Genomic DNA, 15,891 nt, shown 5'->3' on the forward strand with positions numbered 1-15,891 from the left:
TAGTGGCTGTTTTCAGATTTCAGGCGTCTATAAGGCAGAAAATGCCTAAAGCGCGTCTAGCTTGCCCCTCATTCTGGGCATTGAGTTGACTAGGGAAGTTGCTATTGCATGTGGCGTGAAACCAAAATTCTGCTGATCGATGACGATAGCGTGCGCCGCCGCGACCTGGCGGTGATTTTAAATTTTCTTGGTGAAGAAAATTTACCCTGCGGTAGCCATGACTGGCAGCAGGCTGTCGGCTCTTTGTCGTCAAGTCGTGAAGTAATTTGCGTCCTCATCGGGACTGTAAATGCTCCTGGCGCGCTTTTGGGCCTGTTAAAGACACTCTCAACCTGGGATGAGTTCCTTCCGGTTTTGTTAATGGGCGAAAATTCTTCCATCGACTTGCCCGAAGACCAGCGTCGTCGAGTGCTTTCCACCCTGGAAATGCCTCCTAGCTACAGCAAGTTGCTCGACTCCCTGCACCGTGCCCAGGTCTATCGTGAAATGTACGATCAGGCCCGCGAGCGCGGTCGTCACCGAGAGCCCAACCTGTTCCGCAGCCTGGTAGGCACCAGTCGTGCGATCCAGCACGTGCGGCAGATGATGCAGCAAGTGGCGGATACCGATGCCAGCGTGCTGATCCTTGGTGAGTCCGGGACCGGCAAGGAAGTGGTAGCTCGTAACCTGCACTACCACTCCAAGCGGCGTGACGCGCCATTCGTTCCGGTCAATTGCGGAGCCATTCCTGCAGAGTTGCTGGAAAGCGAGTTGTTCGGCCATGAGAAGGGTGCATTCACCGGGGCCATTACCAGTCGCGCCGGGCGCTTTGAGCTAGCCAACGGCGGCACCTTGTTCCTCGACGAAATCGGCGATATGCCGCTGCCGATGCAGGTCAAGCTGTTGCGGGTGTTGCAGGAGCGTACCTTCGAGCGCGTAGGTAGCAACAAGACCCAGGGTGTCGATGTGCGAATCATCGCAGCCACCCATAAAAACCTTGAAAGCATGATTGAAGTGGGCAGTTTCCGTGAGGACCTGTACTACCGCCTCAACGTGTTCCCCATCGAGATGGCGCCATTGCGTGAGCGAGTGGAAGACATTCCGCTGCTGATGAACGAGTTGATCTCGCGCATGGAGCATGAGAAGCGCGGTTCGATCCGCTTCAACTCTGCTGCCATCATGTCCCTGTGCCGGCATGGCTGGCCGGGTAACGTCCGCGAGCTGGCCAACTTGGTTGAGCGCATGGCGATCATGCACCCGTATGGGGTGATCGGTGTGGTCGAGTTGCCCAAGAAATTCCGCTACGTCGATGATGAAGACGAGCAGTTGGTAGACAGTCTGCGCAGCGACCTGGAAGAGCGGGTGGCGATCAATGGCCATGCGCCGGACTTCGCCGCCACCGCCATGCTGCCGCCGGAAGGCCTGGATCTGAAGGATTACCTCGGTAGCCTGGAGCAGGGTCTGATCCAGCAAGCGTTGGACGATGCCAATGGCATTGTGGCTCGGGCTGCAGAGCGCCTGCGCATTCGTCGCACCACTCTGGTGGAGAAGATGCGCAAGTACGGCATGAGTCGTCGTGAGGGCGATGAACAGGCGGATGATTGACGCCTGTTTTTCAAGTCGTTGAAAGCCGTGTGGTTTTTTTTTAGGCACGGGTATTGCTAAGTCTCTTGCAACGTTCCGTTTAACTGACGGTCAGCCACGCGAGAGAGCACGATGCCCCAAGCCGCCCAGATGTCTCCTGCCCCCGATGCTCCGGGGCAATCGTCGTCCGTAGAGCAGGCAAGTCGGCTAGGTCTTGAGCAGGCCTTCGCTTTGTTCAACCAGATGTCGAGCCAACTTACTGACTCCTACAGCATGCTTGAGGCTCGGGTGACTGAGCTCAAGGGTGAGTTGGCTGTGGTCAGTGCCCAGCGGATGCAGGAACTGGCGGAAAAAGAGCGTCTGGCCAACCGTCTGCAAAATCTTCTCGACCTGTTGCCCGGTGGCGTCATCGTCATTGATGGCCACGGTATTGTCAGCGAGGCGAACCCGGCGGCATGCGATCTGTTGGGGTTGCCGCTGGAAGGGCAATTGTGGCGCAACATCATTGCCCGCAGCTTTGCGCCCCGTGAGGATGACGGTCATGAGATTTCCCTGCGCGACGGCCGGCGTCTATCGATAGCTACCCGCTCGCTGGATGCCGAGCCCGGGCAGTTGGTGTTGCTTAACGACCTGACGGAAACCCGTCATCTGCAGGATCAGTTGGCTCGCCACGAGCGTCTGTCCTCGCTGGGCAAGATGGTCGCTTCCCTGGCACATCAGATTCGCACGCCGCTCTCGGCGGCCCTGTTGTATGCCAGTCACCTCACCGAACAGGAACTGCCGGTGGCCACTCATCAGCGTTTCGCCGGGCGCCTCAAGGAGCGCCTGCACGAACTGGAGCACCAGGTGCGCGACATGCTGGTGTTCGCTCGTGGTGAGTTGCCCCTGACCGATCGTCTGACCCCCAAGTCTCTGCTGCAATCACTGCAAGCCGCGGCCCTGACCCATGTTCAGGATGTTGCCGTGCGCTGGCAGTGCGACAGTCATCAGGGTGAATTGCTGTGCAATCGCGACACCCTGGTGGGGGCCTTGCTCAACCTGATCGAAAATGCCGTGCAAGCCAGTGCCGGCGCGGCGCGGCTCAAGGTGCACCTGTACAGTCGTGGTGACACCCTGCGGCTGTGCATCAGTGACAGCGGCAGTGGTATCGATGCGGCGGTCCTGGAGCGTCTGGGTGAGCCGTTTTTCACCACCAAGGCCAATGGAACCGGGCTTGGCCTGACGGTGGTCAAGGCGGTGGCCCGTGCGCATCAGGGAGAATTGTCGCTGCGTTCCCGTCCTGGGCGCGGTACTTGTGCGCTGGTGACATTGCCTCTGTTCTCCAGTGCTCATGGAGTGGAGTGAAGGTAATGGCAATCAAGGTTCTACTGGTTGAAGACGATCGTGCATTGCGCGAGGCCCTGGCAGACACACTGCTGCTGGCCGGCCATGACTACAAGGCGGTCGGCAGTGCGGAAGAGGCGCTGGAAGCGGTCGCCTTGGAGTCCTTCAGCCTGGTGGTCAGCGATGTAAACATGCCTGGCATGGACGGCCATCAGTTGTTGGGTCTGTTACGTGCCCGCCAACCGCAGTTGCCGGTATTGCTGATGACCGCCCATGGCGCCGTCGAGCGAGCAGTGGAGGCCATGCGTCAAGGCGCTGCCGATTACCTGGTCAAGCCGTTTGAGCCTCGGGCCCTGCTCGAATTGGTGGCGCGCCATGCACTGGGTTGTCTGGGTGCGAGCGAGGATGAGGGGCCGGTAGCCTTCGAACCGGCCAGTGCGCAATTGCTGGAATTGGCCGCGCGCGTGGCTCGCAGTGATTCCACTGTGCTGATTTCCGGCGAGTCCGGCACGGGCAAGGAAGTGCTGGCGCGTTACATCCACCAGCATTCCCATCGGAGCACCCAGCCCTTTATCGCCATCAACTGTGCGGCGATTCCCGACAACATGCTCGAAGCCACCCTGTTCGGTCACGAGAAGGGTTCTTTCACCGGGGCCATCGCCGCGCAGCCCGGCAAGTTCGAGCAGGCCGACGGTGGCACTATTCTCCTGGACGAAATTTCCGAAATGCCCCTGGGACTGCAAGCCAAGTTGCTGCGGGTGTTGCAGGAGCGTGAAGTGGAGCGGGTGGGGGCGCGCAAGCCTATCGTTCTGGATATCCGGGTAGTGGCCACCACGAACCGCGACTTGGCAGGAGAGGTGGCGGCCGGACGTTTCCGCGAAGATCTGTATTACCGTCTTTCGGTGTTTCCTCTAGCCTGGCGGCCATTGCGCGAGCGTACCGCCGATATCCTGCCGCTGGCTGAGCGTCTGCTGGCCAAACACGTCAATAAAATGAAACACGCCGCCGCCAGGCTCTCGGTTGAGGCGCAAGCGTGCCTGCTGGCTTATCCGTGGCCGGGCAACGTCCGGGAGTTGGACAACGCTTTGCAGCGGGCATTGATCCTGCAGCAGGGCGGTCTGATCCAGCCGGAAGATTTCTGTCTGGCCGGGCCCGTGGCCTGTGCGCCCCTGCCGGCACTGGCTCCTGCCGTTCAGTCGGCGTTGCGCGGCGTGGCCGGCGAGGATGAGGGCCCACCCCAGGAGTCGGGCGGCCTGGGGGATGATCTGCGGCGCCGGGAATTCCAGATGATCATCGATACCCTGCGTTCCGAACGTGGGCGGCGCAAGGAGGCGGCGGAGCGTCTGGGCATCAGTCCGCGCACCCTGCGTTACAAATTGGCGCAGATGCGTGACGCCGGAATGGACGTCGAGGCTTATCTGTTTGCGACCTGATTACTGATATGCAAAGCCCTGGATGGGCTTTTGTCGAGTTGGGCCATGGAGCTGGCACCCTTGTTGCTAACACCTCACTAACCGCACAGTGAGCGTCAAAAAATTGCGGGTCGTCAGAGAGAGTAGACCATGAGCCAAGGTGTTGAATTTAATCGGTTGATGCTGGATATGCGGGCCATGCAGATGGACGCGATGTCGCAGCCCAAATCCGCCGCAGTGGCAGAGGTCAGCGGCAGCAGTTTCGCTGACATGCTTGGCCAGGCCGTGAACAAGGTCAATGACACCCAGCAGGCGTCCAATCAGTTGGCCGGCGCCTTCGAGATTGGCAAAAGCGGTGTGGACCTGACGGATGTGATGATTTCCTCGCAAAAGGCCAGTGTGTCCTTTCAAGCCTTGACCCAGGTGCGCAACAAACTGGTTCAAGCGTATCAAGACATCATGCAGATGCCGGTTTAAGGACGAGATTGAGTCATGGCAGAAGCAGTCGCCGATAACGTACCGGCCAAGGCCACCCCGATAGACGGTAAACCGCCGCTGTTCGGTTTGTCCTTCCTGGAAAACCTGTCCCAGATGACCATGCTGCGTCAGGTTGGCCTGTTGGTAGGCCTGGCCGCCAGCGTGGCGATCGGCTTTGCCGTGGTGCTGTGGTCCCAGCAGCCCGATTACCGGCCGCTGTACGGCAGCCTGGCCGGGATGGACGCCAAACAGGTCATGGATACCCTGGCTTCTGCCGACATTCCCTACACCGTCGAGCCCAATTCCGGTGCCTTGCTGGTCAAGGCCGATGACCTGCCACGTGCCCGCCTGAAACTGGCTGCTGCCGGGGTAGCGCCGGGTGACGGCAACGTCGGCTTCGAGATCCTGGATAAAGATCAAGGCCTGGGCACCAGCCAGTTCATGGAGGCGACCCGTTATCGTCGCGGCCTGGAAGGCGAGCTGGCCCGCACCATCTCCAGCCTGAACAATGTCAAGGGTGCCCGGGTGCACCTGGCGATTCCGAAAAGCTCGGTGTTCGTCCGTGACGAGCGCAAGCCCAGTGCTTCGGTACTGGTAGAGCTGTATTCCGGCCGCTCCCTGGAGCCGGGCCAGGTCATGGCCATCGTTAATCTGGTGGCTACCAGCGTCCCCGAATTGAGCAAGTCCCAAGTTACAGTGGTCGACCAGAAGGGCAACCTGCTCTCCGATCAAGCGGAAAACTCCGCGCTGACCATGGCCGGCAAGCAATTCGACTACAGCCGTCGTCTGGAAGGCATGCTGACCCAGCGGGTGCACAACATCCTGCAGCCGGTGCTGGGCAACGATCGCTACAAGGCTGAAGTTTCCGCGGATGTCGACTTCAGTGCCGTTGAATCCACCTCCGAGCAGTTCAACCCCGACCAGCCGGCCTTGCGCAGCGAGCAGTCGGTCAACGAACAGCGCTCCAGCAGCAATGGCCCGCAAGGCGTTCCGGGTGCCCTGAGCAACCAGCCGCCATCCCCGGCTTCGGCGCCGCAAACCACCGGTGGGGCTACCGCTGCCGCCGGCATGGTGCAGCCAGGTCAGCCGCTGTTGGACGCCAACGGTCAGCAGATCATGGATCCGGCTACCGGCCAGCCGATGCTGGCACCGTATCCGTCGGACAAGCGTCAACAATCCACCAAGAACTTCGAGCTCGATCGCTCCATCAGCCACACCAAGCAGCAGCAGGGGCGTCTCAATCGCCTGTCGGTAGCGGTAGTGGTGGACGATCAGGTCAAGGTCAATCCGGCCAACGGCGAAACCAGCCGTGCTCCCTGGAGCGCCGACGAATTGGCGCGCTTCACTCGCCTGGTGCAGGACGCAGTGGGCTTCGATGCCAGCCGTGGCGACAGTGTCAGCGTGATCAACGTGCCGTTCTCCGCCGAGCGTGGGGAAGTGGTCGCCGATATTCCGTTCTACTCGCAGCCGTGGTTCTGGGACATCGTCAAACAAGTGTTGGGTGTGTTGTTCATCCTGGTGCTGGTGTTCGGTGTCCTGCGTCCGGTGCTCAACAACATCACTGGCGGCGGCAAGAACAAGCAATTGGCAGGACTGGGCAGCGACGTCGAGCTGGGCGGCATGGGTGGCCTGGACGGCGAGCTGGCCAACGACCGCGTCAGTCTCGGCGGCCCGCAAAGCATTCTGCTGCCGAGCCCGAGCGAGGGTTATGACGCTCAGTTGAACGCAATCAAGAGTCTGGTGGCTGAAGACCCGGGGCGTGTGGCTCAGGTCGTGAAAGAGTGGATTAACGCAGATGAGTGATAACCGAGCCGCTACCGCCAAACTGACCCGGGTCGACAAAGCCGCGATTCTGCTGCTGTCCCTGGGTTCTACCGATGCTGCGCAAGTGCTGCGCCACATGGGGCCCAAAGAGGTTCAGCGTGTGGGTGTGGCCATGGCGCAGATGGGTAACGTGCACCGCGAGCAGGTCGAGCAGGTGATGAGCGAGTTCGTCGACATCGTCGGCGATCAGACCAGCCTCGGCGTCGGTTCCGACGACTACGTGCGCAAAATGCTCACCCAGGCCCTGGGCGAAGACAAGGCCAACGGCCTGATCGACCGCATCCTCCTGGGTGGCAACACCAGTGGCCTCGACAGCCTGAAGTGGATGGAACCGCGGGCCGTGGCCGACGTGATCCGTTACGAGCACCCGCAGATCCAGGCCATCGTGGTGGCTTACCTCGATCCGGATCAGGCCGGTGAAGTGCTGGGCAACTTCGACCACAAGGCGCGCCTGGACATCATTTTGCGGGTTTCCTCGCTCAATACTGTGCAGCCGGCGGCCCTGAAAGAGCTGAACCAGATTCTCGAGAAGCAGTTCTCCGGCAACTCCAACGCGTCCCGTACCACCTTGGGCGGTATCAAGCGCGCAGCCGACATCATGAACTTCCTCGACAGCTCGATCGAAGGCCAGCTCATGGATTCGATCCGCGAAGTCGACGAAGACCTGTCCGGTCAGATCGAAGACCTGATGTTCGTGTTCAACAACCTGGCCGATGTCGATGACCGCGGTATCCAGGCCCTGTTGCGCGAAGTGTCCTCCGACGTCCTGGTTCTGGCCCTCAAGGGTTCGGACGAAGGGGTCAAGGAAAAGATCTTCAAGAACATGTCCAAGCGTGCGGCGGAGCTGCTGCGCGACGACCTGGAAGCCAAGGGCCCGGTTCGCGTCAGCGACGTGGAAACTGCGCAGAAGGAAATCCTCACTATTGCCCGCCGTATGGCCGAAGCCGGAGAGATCGTTCTCGGCGGGAAGGGCGGCGAAGAAATGATCTAAGGTCGCTTTATGTCGTCCAGCAGTGATGAGTCCCAAAGCGAACTGATTCGTGCCCGGGACGTCGAGGGTTTTGACGTCTGGGCACTGCCCAGTTTCGATCCCGAGCCGCCCGAGCCTGAGCCCGAGCCTGAAGAGGTGCCGGAAGAAATCGAGGAAGTGCCCCTGGAAGAAGTCCAGCCACTGACCCTCGAAGAGCTCGAGAGCATTCGCCAGGAAGCCTATAACGAAGGTTTCGCCACCGGCGAGAAGGAAGGCTTCCACAGCACCACACTCAAGGTTCGCCAGGAGGCTGAAGTCGCCCTGGTCGCCAAGTTGCAAGCGCTCGAACAGCTGATGGTCAATTTGTTCGAGCCCATCGCCGAGCAAGATACGCAGATCGAAAAATCCCTGGTGGATCTGGTCAAGCATGTCACCCGTCAGGTGATCCAGCGTGAGCTGGCGATGGATTCCAGCCAGATCGAACACGTCATGCGCGAGGCTCTCAAGCTGCTGCCCCTGGGGGTTGGCAATGTGCGCCTGTACGTCAATCCGCAGGATTTCGAGCAGGTCAAGAGCCTGCGCGAGCGGCATGAGGAAAGCTGGCGCATCGTCGAGGACGAGGCGCTGTTGCCCGGCGGTTGCCGGGTCGAGACCGAGCACAGCCGCATCGATGCCAGCATCGAAACCCGGATCACCCAGGCCATGGACCAACTGTTCGATCAGTTGCACGAGCAGTCGCTGCACCCGGCAGCTGCGGACCTGAGCCTGGACCTCGGCCCACGGACTCCGGCTGCGCCGGATGTCGACGCCGCAGAGTCCACCGTCACAGAGCAAGCCGAGCCTGCGGAACACCCCGATGCGCCTTGATCGCACCAGTTTCGGCAAGCGCCTGGGAGGTTACGCCGAGGCCATCAAGCTGCCGGGCCAGCCGATTCTTGAAGGCCGCCTGCTGCGCATGGTCGGTCTTACTCTTGAGGCCGAGGGCCTGCGCGCCGCCATGGGCACCCGCTGCCTGGTGATCAACGATGACAGCTATCACCCGGTCCAGGTCGAGGCGGAAGTCATGGGCTTTTCCGGGAGCAAGGTGTTCCTGATGCCCGTAGGCAGCGTGGCCGGGATCGCTCCTGGCGCCCGGGTTGTCCCTTTGGCCGACACCGGGCGCCTGCCTATGGGCATGGGCATGCTCGGGCGTGTACTGGATGGCGCCGGGCGGGCTCTGGATGGCAAGGGCGGCATGCGTGCCGAAGACTGGGTGCCGATGGATGGCCCCACCATCAACCCCCTCAAGCGCGACCCCATCAGCCAGCCGCTGGATGTGGGCATTCGCAGCATCAACGGTTTATTGACGGTGGGCCGCGGTCAGCGCCTCGGTCTGTTCGCCGGTACCGGTGTGGGCAAGAGTGTGCTGCTGGGCATGATGACTCGCTTCACCGAGGCCGACATCATCGTGGTCGGGCTGATCGGCGAGCGGGGTCGTGAGGTCAAGGAGTTCATTGAGCACATTCTCGGTGAGGAAGGCCTCAAGCGTTCGGTGGTGGTGGCTTCGCCAGCGGACGATGCGCCGTTGATGCGTTTGCGGGCGGCGATGTACTGCACGCGGATTGCCGAATATTTTCGCGACAAGGGCAAGAACGTCCTGTTGCTGATGGACTCCCTGACTCGTTTCGCCCAGGCCCAGCGGGAAATCGCTCTGGCCATCGGCGAGCCGCCGGCCACCAAGGGTTATCCGCCATCGGTGTTCGCCAAGCTGCCCAAGCTGGTGGAGCGGGCCGGTAACGCCGAGGCCGGTGGGGGCTCGATTACCGCGTTCTATACCGTGCTGTCCGAGGGGGACGACCAGCAGGACCCGATCGCCGACTCGGCCCGGGGCGTGCTCGACGGGCATATCGTGCTGTCCCGGCGCCTGGCCGAAGAAGGGCACTATCCGGCCATCGATATCGAGGCCTCCATCAGTCGGGTCATGCCGGCGGTGATCAGCCCCGACAATATGGCCAGGGCGCAATACTTCAAGCAGCTGTGGTCGCGTTATCAACAGGCTCGGGACTTGATCAGCGTTGGCGCCTACGTCGCCGGTGGCGATCGCGATACCGACACCGCAATTTCCCTGCAGCCGGCGATGGTCGCTTACCTGCGCCAGGGGCTTAACGACAACGTCAGCCTGGGTCATAGCCAGACCCACCTGGAAATGCTGTTCGCTCCAGCGACGGGAGGCTAACCGGCCATGGCCGACAGCCGTGCGGCGCGTCTGGCGCCGGTGGTGGACATGGCGGAAAACGCCGAGCGTACCGCTGCCCAGCGTCTGGAGTACTTTCACGGCCAGGTACGTGTGGCCCAGAGCAAGCTGGGGGACCTGGAGCGTTTTCGTGGCGACTACCAGGAGCAGTGGGTCGAGCGCGGCAAGCTCGGCGTCAGTGGTCACTGGTTGATGAACTATCAGTATTTTCTCAGTCAGTTGGATACCGCCGTGGCCCAGCAGCGGCAAAGCCTTGCCTGGCATCAGAGCAACCTCGATCGCGCTCGCGAGGCTTGGCAGCAGGCTTATGCGCGGGTGGAAGGGCTGCGCAAGCTGGTGCAGCGTTACATCGATGAGGCTCGGGCGCTTGAGGACAAGCGCGAACAGAAGCTGCTGGATGAACTTTCCCAGCGCCTGCCCCGTCAGAATCCTTATTGAGAGCGCTCATTTTTCGTCCGCAGGTTGTTCGCCGGGTCAGTGGGTGCTAAACCTTTTAAACGTCGTCAATGACAAGGAAGCAGTCACATGTCGGTCGTTACAGAAATATCCCCGGACGGGCAGAAACTCACGATTTCCATCAGGGGGCGCTTCGATTTCGGGCGCCACCAGGAGTTTCGTGAATCCTACGAGCGCCTAAACCGGACGCCGGAGTCCATCGTGGTGGACCTCAAGGAAGCCACTTACCTCGACAGCTCGGCTCTGGGCATGCTGTTGCTGTTGCGTGATCATGCCGGTGGCGACAATGCCGATGTCCGGGTGATCAACAGCAACTCGGATGTGCGCAAGATCCTCGCCATCTCCAATTTCGACAAGCTTTTCGACATCAGTTGAGCGATATGCGCTCGATGGCCGAGCCCCTGTGTGTGCTGATCGCCGAGGATGGCGCGGCGGACCGCTTGCTGCTGTCCAGTATCATTCGGCGCCAGGGGCATCAGGTGCTGGCGGCCAGCAATGGGGTCGAGGCACTGGCGTTGTTCGAGCAGCAGCGTCCGCACATCGTGCTGATGGACGCGATGATGCCGGTGATGGATGGCTTTGAGGCGGCGCGACGGATCAAGGCCCTGGCGGGAGAGACGCTGGTGCCGATCATCTTCCTCACTTCCCTGAGTGAAGGCGAGGCGCTGGCTCGCTGTCTGGAGGCGGGCGGCGACGACTTTCTGGCCAAACCCTACAATCCGGTGATCCTGGGCGCCAAGATCAACGCTATGGACCGCTTGCGGCGCCTTCAGGAAACCGTGCTGGCGCAGCGCGACCAGATCACTCGTCACCACGATTACTTGCTCAATGAGCAGCGGGTGGCCAAGGCGGTGTTCGACAAGGTTGCCCACTCCGGTTGTCTGGATGCGTCGAACATCCGCTACCTGCAATCGCCTTATGCGCTGTTCAACGGCGACTTGCTGCTGGCGGCCTACACCCCGGCGGGTGACATGCATGTATTGCTGGGGGACTTCACCGGTCATGGTTTGCCTGCGGCGGTGGGGGCCATGCCCCTGGCCGAGGTGTTTTATGGCATGACCGCCAAGGGTTACGGGCTGCCGGAAACCCTGCGGGAGATGAATGCCAAGCTCAAGCGCATCCTGCCGGTGGATATGTTCTGTTGCGCAACCCTGCTGTGCCTGAGTAACCAGCGACGGGCGGTGGAGGTGTGGAACGGCGGCATGCCCGAGGGGTATTTGTATCGTGAAGCCAGCAGCGCGCGTACGCCTTTGGTGGCGCGCCATCTACCTCTCGGGGTGCTGAGTGCCGAGGCCTTCGAGGATCACACTGAGGTGTTCCCCATGGCGCCGGGTGATCGGGTATTCCTGCTGTCCGACGGAGTGATCGACACTTGTAATGCCGAGGATGAGTTGTTTGGTGTGGAGCGGTTGCACCGGGTGTTTGCCGCCAACCGTGAGCAGGAGCGGCTGTTCGAGGAGATTCAACAGGCCCTGGAGGACTTTGGCGGCAGTGCCCGGGACGACGTGAGCATGGTCGAAGTCGGCTTGCCGGAATTTCCCAGGCTGGCGCCGCCGGCCCCGGTGTACTCCGACAGCGGCCAGTCCTGCCCGCTGGACTGGTCGGTGAGCTTCGAGTTCCGCGCCGCTACCCTCAAGCGCTTCAACCCCTTGCCGTATCTACTGCAGTTGTTGCTTGAAGTGCATGGCCTGCGCTCCCAGAGCGGGGCTTTATATAGCGTACTGGCCGAGCTCTATTCCAATGCGCTGGAGCACGGTGTGCTCAAGCTCGATTCCCGGCTCAAGCGCGATGCTGAGGGCTTTAGTCGCTACTACCGCGAGCGATCGGTGAGGCTGGCGGAGCTGGAGGACGGCTTTGTCCGGGTGCATTTGCAGGTGCAGCCCCTGGACACGGGAGGGCGCCTGATCGTGCGGGTCGAAGACAGTGGCGAGGGCTTCGATGTCGCGGCGATCCTGGCCCGGCCCAACGATACCGGGCGCTTGTCGGGGCGCGGCGTCAGCCTGATCCGACAGATGAGCCGCCAGGCGGTGTGGGCGGACGACGGGCGCAGTGTCTGCGTGGAGTTTTCCTGGGAGGCTCTGGCATAATCCTGGGGTTCTTGATCAAGGAGTGAACAAGTGGCTGAGATACATCTGGACCACACGGTGCTCAACGCATTGCAGGAAGTCATGGAGGATGAATACCCCGTCCTGCTGGACACTTTTGTCTGCGATTCCGAGGAGCGGATGCGACTGTTGCGCAAGTCCGAGGATGCTCTGCAGCTAGTGGCAACCGCCCACAGTCTCAAGGGCAGTAGCAGCAATATGGGGGCTATCCGCCTGGCGGAGCTCTGTCATGAGCTCGAGGTGCGGGCCGGACAGTCGGCCATTGATGGCATTCGTCAGCTGGTGGGGGAGATCGATGGCGAGTTCGCCATTGTCCGGCGCCTGTGCGAGCAAGAACTGCAGCGTTTTCACTGCTGAGAAACGACCTTTTATCAGCTGGTTGATAAAACTGGCTCGACCTTTGCAGTCAAGTCTCTCAACTGTACCTATGATCCCCGTGCAGCGGAGACTGTCCCATGGCTGTTACCCCTAATTCGCTTCTTCAGGCCACTGCTCAGGCCAACGCTAAGTCCAAGACTCAAGCGGCCCCTGCCAGCCCGTTGGCAAGCGTTGCCGAGCCTGGGGACAAGGCGTCCAGCTTTGCGCAGCTCTATGCCAAAGAGTCCCAGAGCAAGCCGCAGAACAAGCCGCCGGCCCTCGCCGACAACTCGCCCAAGCCCGTGCGTGACAAGAGCGTCGACAACAGTCCGAAGAAGGATGTTGCCAGCGATCAGTCTGCCGCGCCGCAGCCAGCGGTTGCCGATAGCGGCAAAACCTTGCCTGCCGATAAGTCGGCGAACAGCGACAGCAAGCCTGCCGCTGCCGCCAGTGATGACAGCAAGCCGGCCGACACCACGCAGGCCGATGCCTCGGTGAATCCGGCGCCGGTGGACCCGAGTCTGTTGCCGGCGATCCAGCCGCAACCTCAGGTTGCTGAAGTGCCGCCGCCGGTAGTGGTTGCGCAACCTCAGGTGGAAGTGCCCGTGGCGCCGCCAGCCGTGGTGGCGGCAGCGGTAGTGCCGACGGTGGCGCCTGTGGCGGAGCCGCCCAAGGAGGCGTTCGATCCCGAGGCCGATCCACTGGATGCCTTGCCGGCGGTGCGTCTGGCCATGGAGCAGGGCGGACACGTCTCGGCCTCCAGTCAGTCTCAGCCCAAGGCTGCGCCAGCGAACGCCAATGCCGACGGTCAGTTGACGTCGGTGCAGAACTTCGCCAATGGCATGGCCGGCATGCTTGAACAGCAAGCCAGCAAGAACAGCACCGAGCAGGGCGGCGAAAAGGCCTTCACTGGTCTGATTGCCGACGGCCTGAAAGACCTCAAGGGAGCGTCCAGCGATACCCGGGTGGATGACTTCGCCAATCGTCTGGCGGCCCTGACCCAGGCGGCGACGCCGAAGACCGCCAATGCGGTGCCGGTCAACCAGCCGCTGGCCATGCACCAGAGTGGCTGGACCGATGAAGTGGTCAATCGGGTGATGTACCTGTCCAGCGCCAACCTCAAATCGGCGGATATCCAATTGCAGCCTGCGGAGCTTGGTCGCCTGGATATTCGTGTGCACATGATTCCTGATCAGCAGACCCAGGTGACCTTCATGAGTGCCCACGCCGGCGTTCGTGAAGCCCTGGAAGGGCAGATGCACCGTATGCGCGACATGTTCAACCAGCAGGGGTTGGGGCAGGTGGACGTCAATGTTTCCGACCAGTCCCGCGGCTGGCAGGGTCAGGAGCAGGCGCAACAGGAGCAGAACCGCAGGAGTGGTTCCAGTACCAGTGGCACGCGCCTGGACGGTGGCGACGAAGAGTTGCCCCATGGCGTGGCTGAAGTGGCTGCCCCGGTACAGACCGTGATCGGCACCAGTGCTGTGGACTATTACGCCTGATTGAGTGACAGAAGGGGCGTGGCGAGACAGCTCGTCATGCCCCTTGCTTCTCCCTCCCCGCTGTTTATCCCCCTATTTCAGACAAATCTGGCATAACACTTGCTCTTGCCTTGCCGTGCGACTGTGAACCCCCGAATAGTGACGGATTATTGGCATGGCGAAGAGCGAAGCAGCAGAAAAACCCACCGCAGGGAAAAGCAAACTCAAGCTTATCCTCTTGATTGTCCTGGCGTTGTTGCTGGCCATCGGCTTGTCGGTCGGCGCCACCTGGTACTTCATGCACAGTGCTCAGAGCAAGCCTGCGCCGGCTGCAGAAACCGCCAGCAACGTCAAGCCGGCAGCGATCTACGAGCCCATGGCCCCGGCCTTCGTCGCCAATTACACGCAGAACGGCCGTCAGCGCTACATGCAGGTGAGCATTACCCTGCTGGCGCGCAACCAGGCAGACCTGGACGCGCTGAAAGTGCACATGCCGGTGATCCGCAACAACCTGGTGATGCTGTTCTCCGGACAGAATTTCGACACCCTGGCGACTCCGGTCGGCCAGGAAATGCTCCGCCAGAAGGCCACTGCCAGCGTCCAGGAAGTGGCGCAGAAAGAGGTGGGCAAAGTGGTGGTCGAGCAGTTGCTCTTTACTAACTTCGTACTGCAGTAGGAACACGACATGGCCGTGCAGGACCTGCTGTCCCAGGATGAGATCGATGCGCTGCTCCATGGCGTCGACGACGGTCTGGTACAGACCGAACACGCTGCCGAACCCGGCAGCGTCAAAAGCTACGACCTGACCAGCCAGGATCGCATCGTCCGCGGACGCATGCCGACCCTGGAAATGATCAACGAGCGTTTCGCCCGCTATACCCGGATCAGTATGTTCAACATGCTGCGTCGTTCCGCCGATGTGGCGGTAGGTGGCGTGCAGGTCATGAAGTTTGGTGAATACGTGCACTCGCTGTATGTGCCCACCAGTCTCAACCTGGTGAAGATCAAGCCGCTGCGTGGTACGGCGCTGTTCATTCTCGACGCCAAGCTGGTGTTCAAGCTGGTGGACAACTTCTTCGGCGGCGATGGCCGTCACGCGAAGATCGAAGGGCGTGAGTTCACGCCTACCGAACTGCGGGTGGTGCGCATGGTGCTGGAGCAGGCCTTCGTCGATCTGAAGGAAGCCTGGCAGGCGATCATGCCGGTCAATTTCGAGTACATAAACTCTGAAGTGAACCCGGCCATGGCCAACATTGTCGGCCCCAGCGAAGCCATCGTGGTGTCGACCTTCCACATCGAGCTCGATGGCGGCGGCGGCGATCTGCACGTGACCATGCCGTACTCGATGATCGAGCCGATCCGCGAAATGCTCGACGCCGGCTTCCAGTCCGATCTGGACGACCAGGACGAGCGCTGGAGCAAGGCCCTGCGCGAAGACGTGCTGGACGTGGCCGTACCGCTGAGTGCCACGGTGGCCCGTCGTCAGTTGCGCCTGCGGGACATCCTGCACATGCAGCCTGGCGATGTGATCCCGGTGGAACTGCCGGAAGACATGATCATGCGCGCCAACGGCGTGCCGTCGTTCAAGGTCAAGCTGGGTTCCCACAAGGGCAACCTGGCGCTGCAAGTGATCGAGCCGATCGAGCGCCGTTGAGCGGCGCTCCAACCTGTTTGCTGTTCAATGAATTTT

General features: G+C 61.3%; 15 protein-coding genes. All 15 read left to right on the forward strand.

All coding sequences use genetic code 11. From position 1 onward, the window contains the following. Nucleotides 1-108 precede the first annotated feature (108 nt). The gene (locus ACSSVC_RS12195; RefSeq protein WP_011059970.1) at nucleotides 109-1,584 is read left to right on the forward strand and encodes a sigma-54 dependent transcriptional regulator; all 1,476 of its coding nucleotides are present in this window, start codon (nucleotides 109-111) and stop codon (nucleotides 1,582-1,584) included. A 129-nt stretch (nucleotides 1,585-1,713) separates the two neighbouring features. Then, nucleotides 1,714-2,907, forward strand: a complete 1,194-nt coding sequence (locus tag ACSSVC_RS12200; RefSeq protein ID WP_346632079.1) for a sensor histidine kinase — start codon at nucleotides 1,714-1,716, stop codon at nucleotides 2,905-2,907. Nucleotides 2,908-2,912: 5 nt separating this feature from the next. After that, nucleotides 2,913-4,319 (forward strand): sigma-54-dependent transcriptional regulator, encoded by a 1,407-nt coding sequence (locus ACSSVC_RS12205; RefSeq protein WP_346631990.1) that lies wholly within the window; start codon nucleotides 2,913-2,915, stop codon nucleotides 4,317-4,319. 129 nt (nucleotides 4,320-4,448) lie between these two features. Continuing rightward, nucleotides 4,449-4,775, forward strand: a complete 327-nt coding sequence (fliE, locus tag ACSSVC_RS12210; RefSeq protein WP_123723956.1) for a flagellar hook-basal body complex protein FliE — start codon at nucleotides 4,449-4,451, stop codon at nucleotides 4,773-4,775. Nucleotides 4,776-4,790: 15 nt separating this feature from the next. After that, complete coding sequence (gene fliF / locus ACSSVC_RS12215) at nucleotides 4,791-6,578, forward strand: flagellar basal-body MS-ring/collar protein FliF (protein ID WP_346631989.1); 1,788 nt, start codon at nucleotides 4,791-4,793, stop codon at nucleotides 6,576-6,578. Further along, complete coding sequence (gene fliG / locus ACSSVC_RS12220) at nucleotides 6,571-7,590, forward strand: flagellar motor switch protein FliG (RefSeq protein ID WP_011059975.1); 1,020 nt, start codon at nucleotides 6,571-6,573, stop codon at nucleotides 7,588-7,590. The genes fliF and fliG overlap by 8 nt, the downstream gene beginning before the upstream one ends. A 9-nt stretch (nucleotides 7,591-7,599) precedes the next feature. After that, nucleotides 7,600-8,436, forward strand: a complete 837-nt coding sequence (fliH, locus tag ACSSVC_RS12225) for a flagellar assembly protein FliH (protein ID WP_346631988.1) — start codon at nucleotides 7,600-7,602, stop codon at nucleotides 8,434-8,436. Next, a complete protein-coding gene (gene fliI / locus ACSSVC_RS12230; RefSeq protein WP_346631987.1) occupies nucleotides 8,426-9,784 on the forward strand; it encodes a flagellar protein export ATPase FliI in 1,359 nt (452 codons plus the stop codon). The genes fliH and fliI overlap by 11 nt, the downstream gene beginning before the upstream one ends. Nucleotides 9,785-9,790: 6 nt before the next feature. Beyond that, nucleotides 9,791-10,240: a flagellar export protein FliJ gene (gene fliJ, locus ACSSVC_RS12235; RefSeq protein ID WP_446438880.1), complete on the forward strand. Its 450-nt coding sequence runs from the start codon at nucleotides 9,791-9,793 to the stop codon at nucleotides 10,238-10,240. A gap of 87 nt (nucleotides 10,241-10,327) precedes the next feature. Next, nucleotides 10,328-10,633, forward strand: coding sequence for an STAS domain-containing protein (locus tag ACSSVC_RS12240; RefSeq protein WP_011059979.1), 306 nt, complete (start codon nucleotides 10,328-10,330; stop codon nucleotides 10,631-10,633). Between the two features lie 5 nt (nucleotides 10,634-10,638). Beyond that, the gene (locus ACSSVC_RS12245; RefSeq protein ID WP_346632078.1) at nucleotides 10,639-12,345 is read left to right on the forward strand and encodes an ATP-binding SpoIIE family protein phosphatase; all 1,707 of its coding nucleotides are present in this window, start codon (nucleotides 10,639-10,641) and stop codon (nucleotides 12,343-12,345) included. Nucleotides 12,346-12,375: 30 nt separating this feature from the next. Next, entirely contained in the window at nucleotides 12,376-12,720 is a 345-nt protein-coding gene (locus ACSSVC_RS12250) for an Hpt domain-containing protein (RefSeq protein ID WP_346631986.1), read from the forward strand. Between the two features lie 98 nt (nucleotides 12,721-12,818). Then, entirely contained in the window at nucleotides 12,819-14,222 is a 1,404-nt protein-coding gene (locus tag ACSSVC_RS12255; protein WP_346631985.1) for a flagellar hook-length control protein FliK, read from the forward strand. Nucleotides 14,223-14,376: 154 nt separating this feature from the next. Beyond that, on the forward strand, nucleotides 14,377-14,877 hold the full coding sequence (fliL, locus tag ACSSVC_RS12260) for a flagellar basal body-associated protein FliL (RefSeq protein WP_346631984.1): 501 nt from the start codon (nucleotides 14,377-14,379) through the stop codon (nucleotides 14,875-14,877). A gap of 9 nt (nucleotides 14,878-14,886) precedes the next feature. Further along, nucleotides 14,887-15,855: a flagellar motor switch protein FliM gene (gene fliM / locus ACSSVC_RS12265; protein ID WP_011059984.1), complete on the forward strand. Its 969-nt coding sequence runs from the start codon at nucleotides 14,887-14,889 to the stop codon at nucleotides 15,853-15,855. Nucleotides 15,856-15,891: the final 36 nt, after the last annotated feature.

The organism is Pseudomonas sp. E1BtOHC1, from assembly GCF_058744285.1.